At 42.1% G+C, this 228-nt stretch carries 1 pseudogene; it reads left to right on the forward strand.

From position 1 onward, the window contains the following. Nucleotides 1-228, forward strand: a pseudogene (locus AC0QH1_RS00755) (RNA-guided endonuclease IscB); the annotation flags it as partial.

Raw genomic sequence — 228 nt, forward strand, 5'->3', positions numbered from 1 at the left:
CAAGAATTAACTAAAACACACTGGCTAGATGCTGCTTGTGTTGGGAAATCAACACCAGAGCGACTGAACATATTGGTAAAGCAACCCTTAATTATTACAGCCACAGGACAAGGAACTCGTCAGATGTGCCGTACCGACAAATATGGATTCGCGTCTCGATATGGTCCTCGAAATAAGTTGGTCAAAGGTTTTCAGACTGGAGACATTGTTAAGGCTATAGTTACTTCT

The organism is Phormidium sp. CCY1219, from assembly GCF_055795085.1.